Below are 18,712 nucleotides of genomic sequence, written 5' to 3' on the forward strand. Positions count from 1 at the left end.
AAATGTGATTGAGATCTCTTTTTATCACGTTGGATTTAAATTGGTTGTCGTTATGATTTCTCGAGTTAAACATATCCCAATAACAGGTGTAGTATGCAAATGGTAGAAAAGAATGATGCCGTTACTAATAACTCTAAGTCATCATCGAAAAAGAAAAGTTTTAATGAAAATATACAGTTATTAGTTTCTGCACTCGGTAGTGAAGATAATATCGTGAGTATTACTCACTGCATGACGCGTTTGAGATTCAACCTAGCCGATGAGTCTTTGGTTGACGAAGAAGCAGTCAAAGCGATTTCCGACGTAAAAGGCATTGTGATTCAACAAGGCCAAACTCAAGTCATTATTGGTGTTGAAGTTGAAAAGTGGTTCAAAGCACTTTCTAATACTCAACAAGCGGACGCACCAAGCAGTGATGAGATCGAAAAGGGCAAACTATTCCAAGGCGTGATGCGCATTGTCGCAGGTATCTTTGGTCCGGTTGTTCCTGCGATCGCCGGTGCCGGTATGCTGATGGGTCTATTGTCAGGCCTCATCGCAACCAATGTAATCTCTGAGACTTCTGATACGGTTTACTTCTTCCGCTCTATCTCTGTTGCTGTTTTCTTCTTCCTGCCGATGTTGGTCTCCTTCTCAGCTGCGAAAGTGTTCAAAGTAAACGAGTACATTGCACTGGCCGTTTCTTCAGCCATGCTAGCACCCCTGCTCGTTGAGAAAGCAACGCTATTGAAAGACGCAGGAGCGGCACCTGAGCTAACAGTGCTTGGTGTTGTACCAATTGAGCTTCTCAACTACGGCGGCGCTATCGTTCCGGCCATCTTAGCGATTTGGTTACTGTCTAAGGTAACGCCTCTGGTTGATCGCCTTGTACCCTCTTCAGCGAAACCGGTATTTACACCTCTGCTTGCCTTTACCGTGACTTCAACAATCACACTCTCTTTTGTTGGCCCTGCTGGTATCTGGCTAAGTAACGGTGCAGGTTGGGTAATGAGCTCGCTACTTGAGATCTCGCCTACGCTGACTGGTTTTGTTTTTGGCCTGACTCGCCCAATCACGATTGTGTTTGGTATTCACCACAGCATGACACCAATCAGCCTCAACAACTTCGCGCTTTACGGTAAGGATCTGCTGATGCCAATCATGTGTCTAGGCAACATGGCAATTGCAGGTGCAACCTTGGCAATCTGGCACAAGCAGCGCAAATATGTTTCTAAAGAGCAATCTTCGATTACAGCAGGTTCAAGTGTTACCGCTATCCTAGGTATAACCGAACCAGCGCTATTCGGCGTATTAACTAAGTACACCAAGGCGATGATGACAGCGAGTCTAGCTGCGGGCGTCTTCGGTGCTATCTCTGTAACGATTGATACTCACCTAACCAGCTATATTCTCTCTTCTGTCTTCAGTTTGCCGGCTTACCTTGCAAGCGGTACTCAGAACTTTGTTCAGGCTCTTATGGGCGTGATTGGCGTGTTCGCACTTTCTTACGTGTTAACTCTGCTGTTTGTAAAGCTCGACAACAAGTAATTCAAAATACCTCTCTGCAATGAGGTAACACCAACAGGCGTGGGCACTTTTCTCAGTGGCCACGCTTCATTCGTTCACTCTAAGTTTCCCTTTCTAAGGTTTATTCTATGACCCATATCGCAATCATCGGTGAGTGCATGATTGAGCTCAATGGTGCGCCGTTTGGCAACATGCTACAGAGTTATGGCGGAGACACACTCAACGCCGCGATATATTTAAATCGCAGCATCGATCAACAAGCAGCTAGCCCAACAATTCGCACTAGTTACGTAACAACCCTTGGCAATGATGCAATTAGCCAGCAGATGATCACTCGATGGCAAAATGAAGGTATATCGACCGATTTTGTTCTCAACGATCCACAACGCTCTCCTGGGCTCTACCTTATTCAACTTGACGAGGCTGGCGAGCGCACCTTCTTGTATTGGCGCAATGACTCAGCAGCTCGCTACATGGTGCAACACCCCAAGTTTGATGGCGTTATTAACCAGCTTAAAGATAGCGACATGATCTTTCTGAGTGGCATCTCATTGGCGATTCTTCCTCACTCGGACCAAATGAAGCTACTGACTCAGATTACAGACCTGCGCTGCCAAGGGGTTCAAATTGCATTCGACAGCAATTACCGTCCGAAATTATGGGAGAGCCTCGAGGCAACTAAAGAAACCTACCGCCTCGCGTACCAAGCGACCGATATCGCTTTGGTAACGTTCGAAGACGAACAACTGATTTGGCAAGATGAGAGCCCACGACAAACCATTGCGAGGCTACACGATCTTGGCGTGAAAACGGTCGTGGTTAAGCTCGGCGCTGACGGCTGCTTAATCAGTGAGAACCCAAAGGAAGAGCCCGTATCCGTTCCAACTATTCCAGTATCAAAAGTTGTCGACACCACCTCTGCGGGCGATTCTTTCAACGGAGGTTTCCTTGCTTGTTACCTAGCTGGCGGCAGCGTCAAACAGGCGTGTCAGCGAGGTAATGCGCTTGCCGGATTAGTAATTCAACATCGTGGGGCAATTATCCCTCACGCAGTCACAAACACTCTTTTCACCTCTATAGAGAAATAAAGTCATGCCGACTATCAACGATCAATTAAAAGCGCTTAAAGTTATCCCTGTTATCGCTCTCGACAACGCTCAAGATATCATTCCCCTAGGTAAGGTATTGGCAGAAAATGGCCTTCCAGCGGCTGAAATCACCTTTCGCTCAGATGCTGCAGTTGAAGCTATTCGCTTACTTCGCGAAGCACAACCTGACATGCTGATCGGTGCAGGAACTATCATCAATGGTGAGCAGGCTTTGGCAGCCAAAGAGGCAGGGGCTACCTTTGTGGTCTCACCTGGCTTTAATCCAAATACAGTAAGAGCTTGCCAAGAGATTGGTATCGACATTATTCCGGGCGTTAATAACCCAAGTACGGTAGAAGCGGCGCTAGAGATGGGCTTAACTACTCTTAAATTCTTCCCTGCAGAGGCTTCTGGTGGTCTCAGCATGGTGAAATCATTAGTGGGTCCATACGGCAACATCCGTCTAATGCCAACGGGAGGAATCACCCCAAGTAACATCGACAACTACCTTGCGATTCCTCAAGTACTTGCGTGCGGCGGAACTTGGATGGTGGATAAAAAACTGGTGGATAACCAGCAATGGGATGAGATCGCTCGCCTGACCCGTGAAATTGTTGAACAAGTCTCACGCTAATATAAGAAAGCCAGAGTACCGTTCTGGACTCTGGCTTTACGAGCACGGACTCGCTCTAAGATTGCTTAAGCATCAAGATAAGGTGCAACCAATTGGCGGATATTAACCTTAGCGCCAATCCTCGCGGCCAGCAGGTACATGCCGCCAATTTTTCTGTGCAGGAATAAGGCGTCAGCAGGAGGCGTATGCCAATACTCTTGCTCCATACTCAAGATCGTTCCGGCCTCTCGCAAACGCTTGGCCAGGTCGCTCTTCTTAAAATCATAGTCACCTTCCACCAACATAGGTTCGCAGGCCATTTTGACAAGGTTCAGTACCGCTTGTCGTTGGCTATCAACAATGGTGTCGCTAAAGAAGCCGATGTCTTCCAAGGCTCGGTTTAAACCTACTTCATCGCCCTCAATCACTGAGCGGAACACCAGACGATAGCCGTTGCTAAATTTATCGCTGTACTCTCGCGTCGCTCCAAAGTCGAGCAGGCCGATTTGATTAGTTTTATCGTTGTAGAGATAGTTGGCGAAATTAGGATCGGTTTGTACCATCTGTAGTTCAAACAGCTCCTTAAACAGCAGCTCAAGCAGACTGGTCATGACAAAATCGCGTGTCTCTTGTGAGGCGTGCTCAACTGATTCGACCGATTGTCCGTCAATGAATTCCATCGCAAGTACCGCATCAGAGCAGCCCGGTTGATGGACTTTAGGTACGACGAACTGGGGAGCATCTTGTAGGGCTTCACGGTAACGTATCGCAAACTGCCCCTCTCGATGATAATCCGCTTCGTCGTGAAGCTGCTTTTTCGCCTCTTCTAATAAGCCTTTATAATCAACAGACTCCGGTATCAGCCCAACGACTTTGAGCAAGGTGCCAACATTATCAACATCGCTATCGATGCTCTTACGAATGCCCGGATACTGAACCTTCACCGCCAACTTATCACCCGCGTCACTGTAGGCTTGGTGAACCTGCCCTATTGACGCACTGGCGATCGGTTTGAAGTTAAAGGCGATGTACTCAGACTTCCAATCGGCTCCTAATGAACTTTCCAGCACTTGATTGAGTTGCTTAGCAGGCAGAGGATCGGCATCTGAACGCAGTCGACTCAATATGTCAGCCAGTTCCGGTTCAAGCACGTCTCCAGCATCCATGGATAGCATCTGACCGAGTTTCATTGCTGCACCTCGTAAATGAGCCAGCTGCTCAGTAAGTCGCCCAATATTCTGAGGAGTCAGCAACAGATCTCGCGCCTTGGGGCGATTGCCCTGCACAATCTGCTTGGTGCCTTCGGTCAACACATTGCCAGCAACGCGCGTCGCTAAAGAGGCAAATTTGCCGAAACGAGAAATTCGATGAGTGGGAATATTCCTTTCTTTTGCTGACATAATTACTCTCTATTGGTGAACTTCTCTGTATACGAACAAAAAGCCATTTTGGATGATGGTCAATACAATAATTTACACCACAGACTCATCAATTGAAAAATCAAACACATATGCACCCACGCCCTCATATTTCAACATGCTGACGAAACGTGTCAAGGTGATCACCGAACGTTCCGATTGCCCATGAGATTTAACAGGAAATCACTTTCAAACAGGGTAAAAACGTTGATAACTCTGTTAATTGCCTCATCAAACCAATATATATAACGCATTGAAAATAAATAAATACTTACATCATTTTGTAAATTCAAACAGTCAATATGTGATATTCAGTCACGCGCTTAAATTCTCTTTTAAATCTCTTTGCAAACAGCGGTGATCTGGCCTAATTTTTAATATGAGCAAAGTAGCATACTGGTCGGTAAGCATGGATGTCGACTGGGAGATTGGAGTGTTATATGGATTTAACAAACAAGGCCGCTCGCATTTTTATACCTGCCATTTTCGTTATTGTCTTTTCAAGTGGCATCGCTTTCTATTTGGCCTATGAACATCACATTAAAAAGCAGATCGTGAGTAAATGGTGTGTGCAACTGGAGTTTGTTGTGAAGCAAATGGGGGAAGAGCTGCGTGATCAAAAAGCCTTCCTCAACAACATTGCCGAGCGAGAGAACTTCATTAAACGAGCCAACCTCAACCGAACCGTCTACGACGCTTTTTCCTCAATTGATACACAACTCAGCAGCACGCGCTTTGGCTACAACACCAATAACTCCTACTCATTCGCGATTGTAGATACGCAATCCAATCTCATCGCCAGCTCAGTGCAGACGTTAGAAAACCAATCGAATCAACTTTTTCTCGACACCGGACGCACCTACCTTTCAAATCCGAATGACTCAGAAAAGCTCTCCATAATCGACGGTAAGCTGTATGCGATCACCGCCCACACCCTAGACGGTTACCCAGACCGTATCGCAGTGTTAATTTTACCGATATCCGTCTTTGATAGCTTTGAATCAACCCTGAAAGAGCAGCTGCCATTTGGCTTCTCTTTTGACTATCGCTTTCTGACTGGACAAGAACGGAGCATGTTCTCAACCCAAACGCCTGAACCTTTGGCCGTTGCACTCTCAAACTATCACGCCTTTGATAGCCACGATATGGTCATGGAAGTGGACTACTCCGATGGCATTGCATTCAAACATGTTGATCCCTTTATCTCAGCATCGTTGCATATCTTCCCAGAGAACTATCAAAGCCAGCTCAACCAAGCCAAGATTTCAATCGGTGGCGTGACCTTAGCCATCACCCTGCTACTGATTTGTGGCAGTTATTTTGTGTTTTACCGACAAGTTCTGCAGCCACTCCAGGCTTACACCAGAGAGCTTAGCACCCTAAAACCGAGTGAAGAGACTCACACCAACCGGGATGAACTGGTGGACCCAAGTTATCAATCCGTGTTTGAACGCGTTAAAACCTTGGTAGAAACCGATGCCCTAACTGGGCTCGATAACCGCACCTTCTTTATGCAGAACTTGAAAAAGTTAGTCTCAGAGAAGCATCACGGTACTAGCTACCTTATCTATATCGACCTCGATAAATTTAAGGCGGTTAATGATAACTATGGTCACGACGCAGGGGATGAACTGTTGGTTCGTTTTGCTTCATCCACTCAGCAAATCCTGCAGCGTTCACGCGGACGCCTGTTTGAATCGTACCTGTTTGCACGACTTAGCGGGGATGAGTTTGCCATCTATGCCTACGGTATTACGCGACTGTCCGACATTCTGAGCGTGCTTGAAAGCATTGAAGCACAATTCCAATCCAACTGTTTCCTTGGTGATCAGCGCTATCGCGTTGGGATCAGTCTCGGTGTGGTTGAGATCAACGAACACAATGAGAACCTCACTACCGACTCACTCATGATCCAAGCAGATCGAGCGATGTACATGGCGAAAGAGTCTGAGGCGCGTCACTATTTCTATAACTCCGACCTCGAAGAGGTGGTGGCCAAAGAGCAACTCATCGAGCAGACCTTGCTCAAGGCACTCAACGAAGACGGGTTTAGCTTTTCATTCATGCCGATCATCAATGCGGGCTCTAAGACACTACGTGGGTTCGAGTTACTACTGCGTTGCCCTGAGTTGGCACAGCAAAAAATTGGCCCCGACGAATTTATCCCTTGTGCAGAGCGCAGTGGCATTATCCGTGATATTGATATGTGGGTGATCAGTAATGGTTTAATGGCGGCGAAGAGGCTCATCGACAAAGGCAATCGCGAGCTCAAATTTGCCATCAATATCTCTAGCTTAGAACTCATGTCTCCGGGCTTTCCTGCTGATGTTAATCGTATGCTGATAAGTACGGGGGTGCCTGCTGAAAACATTGAATTCGAGGTGACTGAAACGGCATTTGTTCCTGATGAAACCACCGAACTGGACGTGCTATTTGAACTCAAAGAACTGGGGCTTGATCTTGCTATAGATGACTTTGGAACGGGCTTTACTTCCTTTAACCAGTTGATTCGTTATCCATTTGATACTCTGAAGATCGACAAATCGTTCGTCGATCAAATCTTCAATAACAACCCTTCCAAGCAAGAGATGGTCAACGTACTGTACCGCCTTGCCAAAAACTACTCACTTAAAGTGGTTGCTGAGGGGGTAGAAACCAAAGAACAAGAGACCTTCCTAACCCGTTTAGGCTGTAACTATCTGCAAGGGTACTACTATGGCACCCCAGTTACGGAAGATGACGTGTTGGCTCTAATCGCCAAGTACCAGAATGCATAAAACCTGCGCCCAATAAAAAAGACCACGCGATAATGCGTGGTCTTTCTATTTGAATAAATTTGCCTATCAAGTCAGTAAAGAATTACTTTGCTGATTCATCCGTTTTGACGGTATTGGCGATGCCTTCAAGCTGAAGAACTGGTGCAGCATCAATATCTTCTGCGTTCATCATTGACGAAATACGCTGCATCGAAGAGAGCAACAAGCTCTGCTCCCAAGATTCTAAGCTTTGGAATTTATTAACAAAATTATCTTGAAGTGGTGGTGGCGCACTGTTTAGTAGGTCTTGACCTTTTTCGGTTAGATTCGCGTGAACCTTACGTCTATCCGATACACTGCGCACACGCTGCACATAACCATTCTGCTCGAGACGGTCGATGATAGTAGTGGTGGTTGCCTGACTCACATTGGTGTGATTCGATAACTCTTTGATCGTCACATTGCCCATCTCTTGGATTGCTCTCATTAAAATCAATTGAGGGCCAGTCAAACCATACTCTTTACTCAGCTTCTTCGAGTGTAAATCGATAGCGCGAATAATTTGGCGAATAGCGACCAGGATTTCGTCATGTTTGTCCAAGATGCAGACCTTTGTACTTATATGCTGTGAGTGAGTTTACAGTGCCACAAAAACCATCGCCTTAATGACGGCAGCATGATGGAAATTACACTGTAAATTGAGAGATTACTTCATTGATTTTTCCGCATTGTACTTATGTTCATACTATTCTCAATCTTTTCTCAAACTCTAAACCTGCGCAGCACGGCACTTTTGTTAAATCACACGGTGTAAGAGAGCAATTGATGTATAGCGGTGACGAGAATTAGAGAGCCCAAGCTAGCTCTCTAATCTATCCGTTAGGCAGGTTAAGCGGCATGGTTGAGCTGAAAATCGCCCGTTAGCGCACTATAAAATTCACTGTCGTCTAAAATACCCACCAGCTGTTGGTCTTCAACTAATAGGATCGGATAATCACTCTGCTGTTTGAGTTTGATTGCGTCACGCATTCCAATTTCAGGGCTAGCAAGTACGAGAGTCGACGGTGCGATATCAAGCTCCTCAGAGTCTGATGGCTGCCATTGATGGAGATTAAGGTCGTTCTCACCTTTAATGGTAAGTGCGCCTTCCACCTCTTCGACCCACACATCTTTAGCCGTACAGACTTTCCAGCTTTTGTCTTGCTGTTCAAGGTCAGCCAAAGGCTGCATCAATGAACGCCCTTTAAGCACATTCAATGGGTTCGTATGAGCAACAAAGTCCTTCACATACTCAGTCTTCGGCTTGAGTACGATCTCTTCTGGCTTGCCATGTTGAATCAGTTTACCCGACTCCATGATCGCAATGTTGTTGCCAATTTTAAGGGCTTCATCGAGATCATGACTAACAAACAAAATGGTCTTGTTGAGCTTGTTCTGTAGGGTAATCAGCTCGTCTTGTAGTTGAGCACGAATCAGAGGATCAAGCGCAGAGAACGGTTCATCCATCAGCAGGATATCAGTATCCATCGCGAATGCTCGCGCCAGACCAACACGCTGCTGCATGCCACCTGATAGCTCATGCGGGAACTTGGTTTCCCATTCCGCGAGGCCCACCATTTCTAGCTGCTCACGCGCTTTTGCTCGGCGAGCCTCTTTGGCCATACCTTGCATCTCTAACCCAAAGGCGACGTTATCCAACACAGTCAGCCACGGCATCAGAGCAAACTTCTGGAACACCATGGATACTCGGTGAGTGCGCAATTGACGCAGAGTCGCTTCGTCACACTGGGCAAGGTCGACCTGCTTATCGCCGTCTTTAACCTCAAGTGAGCCACGGCTGATTGGGTTCAAACCATTCACAGCGCGCAGCAATGAAGACTTGCCAGACCCCGACAACCCCATTAATACGCAAATCTCACCCTCTTGGATATTGAGTGACACATTGTCGACCCCAACCACTTGGCCTGTCTCATCGATGATCTCTTGACGAGACTTACCTTGGTCGAGTCTTTCAAGTGCTAATTGGGTATTATCACCGAACACAACATCGAGATTTCTAATCGTAATCGCATTCATTGTCTGCTTATCCTTGCTCATGATTAAACTTCCTTCTGGTTCGGTGTTTTACACAATCGGTCAAGAATGATCGCTACAAGAACAATCGCTAAACCCGCTTCAAAACCTTGAGAGATATTCACCGTGTTCAACGCTCGAACAACCGGTTTACCTAGGCCATCGGCACCAACAAGAGCAGCAATCACCACCATCGACAACGACAACATGATGCACTGGGTAACACCCGCCATAATGCTTGGCAGTGCCGCTGGCAGTTCAACTTTCATCAATAACTTCATACGGCTCGCACCAAATGCCTTGCCCGCTTCAATCAACTCTTCTGGCACCTTGGTTACCCCTAGGTAGGTCAAGCGAATTGGCGCGGCAATGGCAAAGATGATGGTTGAGATAAGCCCCGGTACAATCCCTAATCCAAACAGTACTAAGGTTGGAATCAGATATACAAAGGTTGGCACGGTTTGCATTAAATCGAGAATGGGTCTGAGTAGGGTATAAAGCCAAGGACGATGCGCTGCCATAATGCCCACTGGAACGCCAATTAATACGGAAATCGTTGTCGCGGCAAAGACGAGGACAAAGGTTTCCAGCATTTCTTGCCAGTAGCCAAGATTAAGAATGGTCAGTAAAGCCGCTACAACAAACACCACTAACGATATCTTACGATGCAGATACCACGCGAGAGCCGCAGTGATCAGAATCGGCAGAGCCGGTGGCATCCACTTAAACACATCAACCAGAAACAGAATGATTGTCTCAAGAAAGATGGAGATCGCATCAAACAACCCAGCAGCGTTGATGGTTAGCCAATCGACACCGGCTTCCATCCATTGACCCACCGGGATTTTGTTGTCGGTAATAAAATTCACAATATTGCCTTTAATCTAGGGTGAGCTGCCAAGCGCAACTCACCGTTTCCGATACTAATTACGCTTTTACTTGCTTTAGGTAAGCTGACACAGCTTGTTGCGCCGATTCACCTTTCAAGGTTTTCACGTTCTCAAGCCACGCTTCTACCTGTTGCGGGTTGCTATTTAGCCACTGCTGAGCAGCCTTATTTGGTTGAACGTTTTGGTTAAGAATCGCTTCCATCAACTCGTTCTCCATCTCTAGCGTGAACTCTAGGTTTTGCAGAAGCTGGCCTACGTTTGAACATTCAGATAGGTAGTTAGAACGAACATTAGTGTAAACATTGGCACCACCGTAGTTTGGACCAAAGAAGTCATCGCCGCCGTCTAAGTATTCCATCTCAACATTGCTGTTCATTGGGTGCGGAGCCCAGCCAAGGTATACGATCCACTGACTGCGGCGCGCTGCACGAGACACTTGTGAAACCATGCCCGCTTCACTTGATTCAACCAGACTGAAGTCTTTAAGGCCAAAGGCATCAGAATCAATCATCGATTGAATGAGACGGTTACCATCGTTGCCCGGCTCGATGCCGTAGATGCGGTCTTTAAATTTGTCAGCGTGTTTCGCGAGATCAGCAAAGCTCTTCACACCTGCATCGTAAACGTACTTAGGCACTGCCAGCGTGTACTTGGCGCCTTCAAGGTTGGCACGTACCGTTTCCACAGTGCCCGCCTCACGGTACTTAGCGATATCGCCTTCCATGGTTGGCATCCAGTTGCCAAGGAAAACATCGATGTCGCCGTTCGCCATTGAAGAGTAAGTCACAGGTACAGACAGCAGATCGGTCTTGGTTTGGTAGCCCAAGCCTTTCAGCAGTTCTGTGGTAACCGCTGTGGTTGCGGTGATGTCAGTCCAACCTACATCAGCAAAACGAACGTTCTCACACTGTTGAGGCTCAACAGCAGCATAGGCGTTAAATGCCAGCGCACTCACTGCAGTAGTGGCCAATGTCTTTTTAGTTACGGTGCGGATAATTGTCATAATGATTCCTTTAATTCTTCCTTTTCGCCACGTCGATGTGGCTTCTGACTCATACTGATTTTTGCTCGGTCTTTATCAGTGACCGATTATCAAGTTGTAATTAGGTTTCGCTTGCTAACGGGCGCAGCGGCTGATTTTGGCGCTGATTGTCTTGCCACTTAGGCGCAATCCAGACCGGAACTTCTGCGGCTGGCAGTGGTGTTTTGCCCAAGATGAAGTCCGAGGCACGCTCTGCAACCATAATGGTTGGCGCATTCAAGTTACCGTTGGGGATGGTTGGGAATATTGACGAATCGACCACGCGCAGGTTGGCGACACCGCGAACTCGACACTCTTCATCGAGCACAGCCATTGGGTCATCGCTCGCGCCCATTTTGCAGCCGCAAGAAGGGTGGTATGCGCTCTCGACATTCTGTTTTACCCACTCATCGATCGCTTCGTCAGAGGTGACATCTGCTCCCGGCTGGATCTCTTCTCCACGGAATTTATCCATCGCGGGTTGAGCGAGAATCTCACGCGTTAAGCGAATACAGTCACGCCAGTCTTGGCGGTCTTGCTCTGTCGAAATGTAATTAAAAATGATGTCTGGTTTTGCATGTGGATCTGCCGAGGTAATCGCAACAGTGCCACGACTCTCTGGTTTGTTCGGACCAACGTGAACTTGGAAGCCATGACCATCAAAAGCTGCTTGCCCGTCATAACGCATCGCTGCTGGCAGAAAGTGATATTGGATGTTCGGCCACTTAAGACCTTTTCGAGAGCGGATAAAGGCGCATGATTCGAAATGGTTGGTCGCCCCAAGTCCTTTGCGAGTCAAAATCCACTCCGCGCCAATCATGCCTTTACTCACTAAGCCGAGTTTACTGTTGAGTGTGATCGGCTCATTACAGTGGTACTGGAAGTAGACTTCTAGGTGATCTTGTAGGTTTTCCCCTACACCGTTCAATTCGTGTTTCACCTCAACACCTGCTTTATCAAGCACCGCTTTCGGGCCGATACCAGACAATTGAAGCAGTTGAACAGAGCCGATAGAACCCGCCGACGAGATCACTTCCTTCGAAGCCGAAGCGGTTTGAACCTTACCGGACTTTTCAAACTCAACACCTGTCGCGACCAAGGTGTCCGAGTTTTGCTCTAGCAATACTTTGCGCACCACCACGCCTTTAATGAGCGTCAGATTAGAGCGCTTTAATGCACGACGTAGATACGCGTTAGAGGTTGAGGCTCTCACACCCTTGTCTACCGTCATGTGCATAGGACCAAAGCCCTCTTGCTGATAGCCGTTGTAGTCTTTGGTTTCTGGGTAACCCGCATCTTTGCCGGCATCGATAAAGGCTTGATAAAGCGGGTTCATCTCCATATCGTTGCCGTTACAGGTGCCTACAGGACCATTGTCACCGCGGTACTCATCGCCGCCCTGATTCCATGTTTCTGCGCGTCGGAAGTAAGGCAAGCACGCTTGGTAGTTCCAACCCGCTGCGCCTTGCTCTTCCCACTCGTCAAAGTCACACGCGTGACCACGCACGTAAACCATGCCATTGATCGACGAGCTGCCACCAAGCACCTTGCCACGAGGACAGTGCAGTTGACGGCCATCCAATCCAGTCTCTTGCTGAGTCTCGAACTGCCAAGCGTATTTTTCGGTGTTCATTGGGTAAGAAAGTGCCGTTGGCATCTGGATAAAAATACTCTTATCTGTGCCGCCAGCTTCCAACAATAAAACGCTGTGTTGACCGCTTTCGGTTAGCCGATCGGCCAACACACAGCCGGCCGAACCCGCGCCGACGATAATATAATCGTAGCGTTGTTCCATGTTCTGTTCTCCGTGAGAGGTTAAGCGTTATGCATAAGGGCTGGCGTAATCACCTAGCTCAATCAGAATGCTCTTAGTTTGGGTGTAGTGAAGCAGGGTTTCAGGGCCATTCTCACGACCAATCCCCGACAGCTTGTAGCCACCGACTGGCATCTCGGCTGGTGAGTCACCCCAAGTGTTAACCCAACAGATGCCCGCTTGCATTTGATGAATCACGCGGTGAGCACGAGATAGGTTTTGCGTAAATACGCCCGCTGCCAAGCCGTAATGGGTGTCGTTGGCACGGCGAATCACATCGTCTTCATCGGTGAATTTGAGCACTGACATCACAGGGCCAAAGATCTCCTGCTGAACATGAGGCATGTCATCGTCACAATCGACAAATACGGTTGGAATAACAAAGTTGCCATTCTCTAAACCGTTATCAGTCACTTGATAACCGCCAGTGAGCAGTGTTGCGCCCGACTGCTTGGCCGTTTCGATGGCCTCTAGCACTTTAGAGAGATGTTGCTTAGAAATGAGTGCGCCAATCTGCGTCTCGATATCCATTGGATCACCGATGACCAACTTTTCAGTGCGTACTTTGAGTTGGTCGACAAACGCTTGGTAGATGCTTTCATGCACATAAACACGCGTACCATTGGTACACACTTCACCTTGGGTGTAGAAGTTCGCCACCATCGCGGCAGAGACCGCATCATCGAGCTTGGCATCATCAAAGATGATCATTGGCGACTTGCCGCCGAGCTCCATAGTGACGGACTTAAGCGTCTTAGCACTATCAGCCATTACGGCTTTGCCTGTCCCTGTCTCACCAGTGAAAGAAACCTTGGCGATATCTGGGTGAGCCGTCAGCATTTGACCGACTCGGTAATCGCCCTGAACAACGTTAAACACGCCATCAGGCAAGCCGGCCTCGGTGAAGATCTCCGCCAATTTTAGTGCCGTAAGCGGTGTCTCTTCTGAAGGTTTAAACACCATCGCGTTACCAGCGGCCAGAGCAGGTGCCGATTTCCACATCGCAATCTGAATTGGGTAGTTCCAAGCACCAATGCCCGCACACACTCCCAAAGGTTCGCGACGGGTATAGAAAAACTGGCTTTCGCTCAGCGGCTGCTGCTCGCCTTGAAGTGTCGGAGCAAGGCCTGCGTAGTACTCGATCACATCGGCACCAGAAGCCACATCCACTTCAATCGCTTCCTGCAGTGGCTTGCCCGTATCAGCAACCTCAAGCTTTGCAAGGTCATCATTTCGAGCTCTAAGTATTTCCACCGCTTTCATCAAAATGCGACTGCGTTCAACAGCGCTCATCGCCGACCATACCGCAAAGCCTCTCTGCGCCGATGCAACGGCTTGATCGAGGTCTGATTGAGAGGCTTGGCCTATGATCGCGATCGGTTCACCGTTCGCAGGATTAGTGCTTACGAAGGTTTCCCCAGATGTCGCGGCGACGGTTTGTCCATCTATGAATAAAGTGTTCATTTCCATTTGAGTTTCTGACTTAGTTTCTATTTCGGCTCTAATGGCCAATTCAAATTACAAGTATGTGTTTGTGTTAATCGACATTCAGAGAGTAGAACGTGAGCTGCTTGTCGAGATAATCGTTGATGATTGCACGCGCTTTGTTGGCATCAATGCCTTCGGGGTTGAGCGTCCCACGCAGCCAAATACCATCAATAAGCGATGCAATACCATGTGCCACCAGTTCGGCTTGGTCGGGCTCTAAAAGTGCTTTTAACTCAATAAGCAAATGAGAAATAAGGCGTTTTTCATTTACGCGCTGCAATCTTTTTAGCTGAGCGTCATGCATCGAGTAAGACCAAAACGCAAGCCAAGTCTTCGCCACTTTGTTCTCTGCTTGATAGCCTTCGAAATTTCCGTTGATGATGGCATTGATTCTTTGCAAGTGAGCCTCTGCGGGAAGTTCTTTGAGTGCACCTGTGATGGTGACCGAGAGCTGACGTAAGATCTCACGCATCGTCTCTTCGAGTAGCCCATGCTTACCACCGAAATAGTGGTTAATGATTCCAGTCGATACGCCGGCTTCTTTGCTGATCAAGGCAATGCTCGCAGCATGCAGACCAACGCGATCAATCACCGCCATCGTGGCTTGTACGAGCTGAGGTTTTCGAATATCTGGCATCCCAACCTTGGGCATTTTCGAGTCCTTTTATTTTTTATTGAACGTTCAATTAATTATAAAATGACAGAAAACTAGTTAGGGTTCAAATGATTATTTTAACAAAGCAATTACAAAACAAACGTAAAAACAACAAAATTAGGCTTTAAAACAATAAGTTACATAATCATTCGCCCACTAAACAAATACCCAAAAGATTTGAGGTGTGATGTTTATTGTTCGATAGTTTTAGGCAAAGGTTGTTTAATAGATGAGCAGAAAGAAGGGAAAGCTTGAGGCTTGAAAATTGAAAGAATCGAAAACAGATGATCTTGAAAATAGACAATATAAAAAACGGAGAGTAGCCAATAGCACTCTCCGTGTGATTTAGAGTTAGAGCATGAGTTAACTAGAACGTAAGGTGATAACTGTTGCTCGGCTGCCCAAGAGTAATACTCCAAGTCTGCTCTGATTCGCTACTGGTCATTGGTACCCAGCGCACATATAGAGAGTCCCAGTTCGTATTAACCTCAAGTTTGACTTCATCCGTAAGATCTGGGTAGATGGTAGTGATGCGCGACACCGGATCTGGGGTTACCTCACCATCAGCTTTTACAAACGCGGCTTCTGAATAGAGATGTAACGCCCCCTTTGTTGACCCTGAATAATCGATCGACAGGGTTATTTTCTCACCAACATCAAACGAAAAATCACGTTGTGCAACAATATCTTGAGCGGCAGCCGGCGTAGCAGGTTGAGCGGTTGAACCGCCCCCTCCTCCACCGCCGCCACCACATGCAGTTAGGGCTGAAATGGAAAGTAGGCTGATTAACTTGATAGATGTTTTCATGATGCTCTCCTTATTCGCCCGTTGCTGATACTGAGGTGTTTTCTACAGCGGTTTTGTACCACTCACCATGGCTCTCTCCGCTTGCTTCTACCCAGTCATCAAAGGTTAGGTAGGCCTCACAAATGTCTGTGTATTCAATCGGATGATCCCATTCATCGCGAATGTTTATCGCCCACGGCATATTGTTTTCAGTGGTGAACGAAGCCACGCCATCAGACTTGTCATCATGGGTGTTAAAGAACGCATTGTTCATGTCGCTAGTCCCCGAGAACTGCTTGAGGTGTGTTTGCCAAGTAAATCCAGGCGCTTCACTGGTAAAGTCCCCGTGGTACATGTACTGAGCAGCGAAAATGAATGAGTCATAAGGCGGATAGCCGACAATGTCTCTCGACACTGGGGTAGCAAATTCAACATAGAGTTGGTACTGCAATGCGCCCACGGTTTGAGTGCCCAAGCAGTCGCTTTGTGTGCGATAAAATGTACAACTTTCGGTCAATTCACCCAGATTTTGAAGATCCACTTTGAGGTCTTCAGAAACAATCAATACCGCATCGCTAGTGCCCTGCTTAACTATCGAGTGGCTAACCGCAACACCATTACGGGTTAGAGTTGCACTGGCGATGTTACTAGGGTCGACGCCCGGAAGATGGATACCGTAGCCGTTTGAGAAGCCCGCCCCCATCGCTTGCAGCGTATAGTCAAAACTGATGTTTTTCAGTTCACGCTGACCATTCAACTGCTCTGTAATTTGGTAACGCCACACCACATCATTGAAGTCGTAATCCCCCATCAATGGCCATCTGTCCTCGAATGCGATGGTCGCATAATCATTGCCACTTGGATAAACAGAGGTGATCGTGATGTCGCTGTCTTGCTGCACCAATGGCTCATATTTTGAGTCTGTTGAACCGTCTGGATTAACCCCATCCACCGCAGTAAAAGGCGTTACTTCAACCGTGAACAGCAGGTCGTTAAAGTCATGATCGCCGCCCGTGCGTTTTAGGTCTTCAAAGCCCAGTACGAAGAACTCATTCTCAGTATCGATAAAGGCCACATTATGTCTTCGCAGAGTTGCGGTGGTCTCCGGATTTAGATCAGAGTAACTATAGAAAGGTGTGCCCCAGCTGCCGAGGGAGGCAATATTGTTGTATGAACCCGACCAGCCCCAACCATTCGGGATAACAAAGAAGGCTAAAGTTTGACCCGCGGTCAACTCGACACCTAAGTCGATGGTGTCACCTTCGACCATTTCACCATCTGGGGCTTTTGAAGTGTTGGGAAAAACGATGGTATGCGCCGTAATGTCGTCAATTGAAGCTGGCGGATTATTGGTATCGTAGACAAAGTAACCGAGCGCGTTTCGATAACCCGCGCCCTCATTCAAAAAGGTGACTTTTGCCGACGCAAACTCGGCACCACCTAATTCATCGTCAATATCAATATTAGAGTAGCGCTCTGGTGCGATGAAAGCACTGTTAACATAGGTTCCTTCAGGCAACATCGAGTAGACATTATCTAGCGTGTCATGAGGCAATGTCCCGGCAATCGAATAAGTATCGTTGGGCTTACCTAAGACAGAGTAATTTGAGCTGTCTGCTCCAGATTCAAAAGTAAAATCGGACGTTGTTAATGCAAGTGCAAGGCTGGGAACCATGCAGCCTGCCGCAACCAGTGGATTCCATATTCTCATTGTCTTCCCTCTATCAACTGACGTTAAATGCGTAAAGTAGAAGAGAGCAAGTATGGTGCCTAAAATTTAGCCCTTTAATTTCATAAGGTTAGCAATGCTGAACACGATTTTCTCATTTTGAGAATAAAGTTGACGTCCTAAAAGCAATTGACGAGATATTAAGTTTACCGCTCACCCAAAACAAAAACTCCGACCTAATGTCGGAGTTTTTTGTTCAAGTACACAACCAGCGTTAATTCCAATCAAGAATCTGCCAGTTCGGTCTGTCTGCCAATGCTCGCAGACGCGGGCACGGGTTGACCAAATAGGCGTAATCCGCGTATTCGCAGAGTGGTAAATCGTTGATCGAGTCAGTGTAAAAATGGATGTCAGAGTAGCGATTCGGCTGCTGTGCAATCCACTGCTCTAAGCGAGTCACTTTGCCTTCTCGGTAGCTCGGCACACCCTCTATCTTCGATGTGTAACAGCCCTGTTGCTCGACTAAATCGATGCCGAGTGCATGAGGAATACCCAACTTACACCCAACAACTTCAACTAAGAAAGTCACGCTGGCAGAGATGATCAGCATATCAATCCCTTCGCGTTTGAGTTGCTCAATAAGCGGTAAGGTTTGAGTAAACAGCTTAGGTAGAATTTTACTCTCTACGCACTCTTCCACCAACACATTCACCTGTTGTGTTGTCAGATGAGCGAGAGGCTCCATGGCGAACGTTAGGTAATCCTCCATATCGAGTTTACCTTGACTATACAACCCCATAAGGCGCTGATCTTCTTCAATAAAGCTTGGGTAGCTCGCAATACCTTTTTCGACTAGGAACTCATTCCATAGCATCGCAGCATCGGCGTTGACTAGGGTTTCATCCATATCAAATACATACAAAGGCTTAGACATC

Annotated in this window: 15 protein-coding genes; 4 read left to right on the plus strand and 11 right to left on the minus strand. The window is 47.3% G+C overall.

The genetic code is table 11. The annotated features are described in order from the left end of the window. The first annotated feature begins 93 nt into the window (after positions 1-93). The 3 genes from KI655_RS06055 (at position 94) to KI655_RS06065 (ending at position 3,228) form a co-directional block, all read left to right on the plus strand. Positions 94-1,527 carry a PTS transporter subunit EIIC gene (locus tag KI655_RS06055; protein WP_285402699.1) on the plus strand — a complete coding sequence of 478 codons (1,434 nt, stop codon included), beginning with the start codon at positions 94-96 and terminating at the stop codon, positions 1,525-1,527. A gap of 107 nt (positions 1,528-1,634) precedes the next feature. Continuing rightward, positions 1,635-2,594 carry a sugar kinase gene (locus tag KI655_RS06060; protein ID WP_285402701.1) on the plus strand — a complete coding sequence of 320 codons (960 nt, stop codon included), beginning with the start codon at positions 1,635-1,637 and terminating at the stop codon, positions 2,592-2,594. A 4-nt stretch (positions 2,595-2,598) separates the two neighbouring features. Beyond that, complete coding sequence (locus KI655_RS06065; RefSeq protein WP_285402703.1) at positions 2,599-3,228, plus strand: bifunctional 4-hydroxy-2-oxoglutarate aldolase/2-dehydro-3-deoxy-phosphogluconate aldolase; 630 nt, start codon at positions 2,599-2,601, stop codon at positions 3,226-3,228. 65 nt (positions 3,229-3,293) lie between these two features. Here the strand turns inward: KI655_RS06065 and KI655_RS06070 are convergent, their stop codons facing one another. Beyond that, positions 3,294-4,607: an AarF/ABC1/UbiB kinase family protein gene (locus KI655_RS06070; protein WP_285402705.1), complete on the minus strand. Its 1,314-nt coding sequence runs from the start codon at positions 4,605-4,607 to the stop codon at positions 3,294-3,296. Between the two features lie 458 nt (positions 4,608-5,065). On the opposite strand from KI655_RS06070, the gene KI655_RS06075 reads away from it, so the two are divergent. Next, the gene (locus KI655_RS06075) at positions 5,066-7,402 is read left to right on the plus strand and encodes a bifunctional diguanylate cyclase/phosphodiesterase (RefSeq protein WP_285402707.1); all 2,337 of its coding nucleotides are present in this window, start codon (positions 5,066-5,068) and stop codon (positions 7,400-7,402) included. Positions 7,403-7,484: 82 nt separating this feature from the next. Here KI655_RS06075 and KI655_RS06080 read toward each other — a convergent pair whose 3' ends face one another. From KI655_RS06080 to KI655_RS06125, 10 genes are all read right to left on the minus strand, one after another. Beyond that, positions 7,485-7,982: a MarR family winged helix-turn-helix transcriptional regulator gene (locus tag KI655_RS06080; protein WP_285402709.1), complete on the minus strand. Its 498-nt coding sequence runs from the start codon at positions 7,980-7,982 to the stop codon at positions 7,485-7,487. Between the two features lie 287 nt (positions 7,983-8,269). Beyond that, a complete protein-coding gene (gene choV / locus KI655_RS06085; RefSeq protein ID WP_285402710.1) occupies positions 8,270-9,478 on the minus strand; it encodes a choline ABC transporter ATP-binding protein in 1,209 nt (402 codons plus the stop codon). Positions 9,479-9,480: 2 nt separating this feature from the next. Next, positions 9,481-10,323: a choline ABC transporter permease subunit gene (gene choW, locus KI655_RS06090; RefSeq protein WP_285402712.1), complete on the minus strand. Its 843-nt coding sequence runs from the start codon at positions 10,321-10,323 to the stop codon at positions 9,481-9,483. A 58-nt stretch (positions 10,324-10,381) separates the two neighbouring features. Further along, positions 10,382-11,347, minus strand: a complete 966-nt coding sequence (locus tag KI655_RS06095) for a choline ABC transporter substrate-binding protein (RefSeq protein ID WP_285402714.1) — start codon at positions 11,345-11,347, stop codon at positions 10,382-10,384. A gap of 100 nt (positions 11,348-11,447) precedes the next feature. Next, complete coding sequence (gene betA, locus KI655_RS06100) at positions 11,448-13,160, minus strand: choline dehydrogenase (protein WP_285402716.1); 1,713 nt, start codon at positions 13,158-13,160, stop codon at positions 11,448-11,450. Positions 13,161-13,187: 27 nt separating this feature from the next. Continuing rightward, positions 13,188-14,648: a betaine-aldehyde dehydrogenase gene (betB, locus tag KI655_RS06105; protein ID WP_285402718.1), complete on the minus strand. Its 1,461-nt coding sequence runs from the start codon at positions 14,646-14,648 to the stop codon at positions 13,188-13,190. A gap of 67 nt (positions 14,649-14,715) precedes the next feature. Next, positions 14,716-15,318 carry a transcriptional regulator BetI gene (gene betI, locus KI655_RS06110; protein WP_285402720.1) on the minus strand — a complete coding sequence of 201 codons (603 nt, stop codon included), beginning with the start codon at positions 15,316-15,318 and terminating at the stop codon, positions 14,716-14,718. A 370-nt stretch (positions 15,319-15,688) separates the two neighbouring features. After that, complete coding sequence (locus KI655_RS06115; protein WP_285402722.1) at positions 15,689-16,129, minus strand: hypothetical protein; 441 nt, start codon at positions 16,127-16,129, stop codon at positions 15,689-15,691. A 10-nt stretch (positions 16,130-16,139) separates the two neighbouring features. Further along, positions 16,140-17,819: an LruC domain-containing protein gene (locus KI655_RS06120; RefSeq protein WP_285402724.1), complete on the minus strand. Its 1,680-nt coding sequence runs from the start codon at positions 17,817-17,819 to the stop codon at positions 16,140-16,142. 232 nt (positions 17,820-18,051) lie between these two features. Next, on the minus strand, positions 18,052-18,711 hold the full coding sequence (locus KI655_RS06125; RefSeq protein ID WP_285402726.1) for an HAD family phosphatase: 660 nt from the start codon (positions 18,709-18,711) through the stop codon (positions 18,052-18,054). Position 18,712: the final 1 nt, after the last annotated feature.

It is taken from the genome of Vibrio sp. D404a (assembly GCF_030248535.1).
Lineage (GTDB): Bacteria > Pseudomonadota > Gammaproteobacteria > Enterobacterales > Vibrionaceae > Vibrio.